Origin of the sequence: Longimicrobium sp., from assembly GCF_036387355.1 — a bacterium.
Lineage (GTDB): Bacteria > Gemmatimonadota > Gemmatimonadetes > Longimicrobiales > Longimicrobiaceae > Longimicrobium.
In genome coordinates this window covers 1-2,150 of sequence record NZ_DASVTX010000444.1, presented here as the reverse complement: position 1 = coordinate 2,150, position 2,150 = coordinate 1, and the positions used below count along the sequence as shown (strand labels likewise).

General features: G+C 70.3%; 2 protein-coding genes. Both read right to left on the bottom strand.

The window, feature by feature from the left end; translation table 11 throughout:
- A partial coding sequence (locus VF665_RS19495) for a DUF4139 domain-containing protein (RefSeq protein WP_331055133.1) occupies positions 1–835 on the bottom strand: 835 nt, incomplete at its 3' end.
- A 431-nt stretch (positions 836–1,266) separates the two neighbouring features.
- Positions 1,267–2,013 (bottom strand): TonB-dependent receptor, encoded by a 747-nt coding sequence (locus tag VF665_RS19490; protein WP_331055132.1) that lies wholly within the window; start codon positions 2,011–2,013, stop codon positions 1,267–1,269.
- Positions 2,014–2,150 lie beyond the last annotated feature (137 nt).

The following is a 2,150-nucleotide window of genomic DNA, read 5'->3' as shown; positions in this document are numbered from 1 at the left end:
GGCCGTCCAGCGTGTACAGGTGGTATTCAAAGAAGCCCTCTTCCGAGAACGCCGGGGCGGCCGCTCTGGCCATGGTCTGGTCGGCCGCCGCATAGCCGGCGACCCTGCCCTGGATGGGGGTGACCCGCCGCACGTCGCCCGCCATCAACTGCAGCTGCGCGTTGCGCCACGTGGTGCCGCTGCGGTTGGTGAGCGTCACCCAGCCGGTGAGGTCTACCCGGCCGTCTGCGGAGTCGAACACGGCCACGTAGTCCGCGGACCATCCCAGCCCGTTGGCGAGATACGACACCTCCAGCGGCTGCCGGCCCGCGCGGTCCGAGTCCAGCATCCACAGCAGCGAGGGGCGCGAGATGAGGCCGGAGGGAAGCTCCGTGACTTCCACTTCGCCCTGCGGATTCAGGATCAGGCGGCCGTCGGTCGTCCGCAGAACGGTGCCGCCGTTCCCCGTGCTGAGCAGCGTCCCTTCCACCACCTCCACGTCGCCGCCCGGGCGCGCCCGGCGAAAGCGGACGGTACGGCCGACGGACTTTTCCAGGATGGCCTGCGGGCTGATGAGGTCGAACTGGTAGTTCTGCTCGCGGACGCGGATGGGCCCGGCGCGTCCGGACACGCTGACGGTGGCGGGCTGGATGGTCTGCGCGACGTCCTCGTAGCGGATGGTGTTCATCCCCGGCGAGAGGGTGACCTGCCGCTGCTCGCGGAGAATGGCGTATCCGCCGTTGTAGATGGTGAGCGATACGTCGCGGCTGTCGGCTGCGGTGGAGATGACGGGTGCCTGCGCGGCGGCCGGAAGGGCGGCGAGCGCGGCGGCGAGCGCCAGACGGATGTGGGTCATGTGCGGCCTCGGGTGGAAGGACCCTGCACGCGCCGCGGAGCGCGGCGCCGGATGGTCAACGCTTGAACGGCCACAGAATGACCGGGCGGTGCGGCGGAGGATCTGGGCGGCGGCTCGGGCACAGACGGGCGACTGAAGTCGCGGCAACAACGGCGCAAAGTCCGCCTTCGCGGACTGCGTCGGCGGCATCGGTGCGTGTGGCGCGCCGGGCTGTCCGCCGGGTCGGTTGAAGCCGCGATCGTGGACGCGACAGCGGCCACGAGTCGGGGCTTACCGCTTCTGGAGCGGCGGATTCATCCGCTCAGGCCGGCCGCGTCGCCGCTATCCGGCCGCGCACACCGGCAACATCCGCCCCGTGCAGGTGAAGTCCCCCCGTCCGTTCGGGGGGACTTTCCGCCGTTGTTGCGGCGACTTCAGTCGCTCAGCCCCGCCTAGCGCCTTGTCCAGATGATCACCATCCCGCAGTGGCTGCCGGCATCGTTGTACTCCGCGGGGACACTCGCGGGGCTGGGGTACACCTCGATCGCCTCCACCTGCGACGGCGACAGCGTGGCCAGAAGCTCCATGTCCGCCGGCATCCCATCCACCCGCACCCCGGGGACGCAGTTCCCTTCCAGCCCGCCGCCGCCCCGCACCGAGCGCAGCACGAAGGGAACGCCCACGGTGCCGCGGTCCACGCGAAACCCGGGCATCCGGTCGAAGGCGCGCGACAGGTCCTGTGACGAGCGGTTGATCTCGTCCAGTTCTTCCGACGTCATGTACCGCCCGAGCCCCTGCCGCTGCCGCTCGTAGAACCCGTTCTGGTGCAGCGCCAGGTTGAAGCGCTTCGCCGTCGCCGTCACGGTGTCCAGCACGATGGCGGCGGGCGTCATCCGCACGCGCAGGCCGTAGTTGGCCGCCGTGGGGAACTCCACCAGCGCCTCCTCCCGCGCAAAGCCCGGGTGCTGCATGATCACCAGCCGCGAGCCCAGCGGCACGCCGGGAATGACCGCGATCCCCGTGCTGTCCGTGATCCCCGTCACCGTCACGCCGCTGATGGCCACGCGCGCGCCCACCACCGGCTGGTTGAGCGTATCGCCGATGAGCACGGTGAGCTGTGCACGCTCGCCCTGCGCCGCCGCCGCGCCGGAGACGAACAGGGCGCAGAACACGAGTGCGAGGAGGATGCGGTTCAGCATGGCGGTGCGGTGGATCGGGTGGGATGGATCCGCCGGGATGGAGCACGCCGGCGCATCGGGCAGCGGATGAAGAGGAGATCGACGCGTGAGATCGGGATAGCGGGCACGCGACGATCAGGACCAGAGGAAAGATGCCG

Bases quoted from the DNA above. Each gene is read 5' to 3' on its own strand.
- VF665_RS19490 (WP_331055132.1), bottom strand. From the start codon at position 2,013: ATGCTGAACCGCATCCTCCTCGCACTCGTGTTCTGCGCCCTGTTCGTC.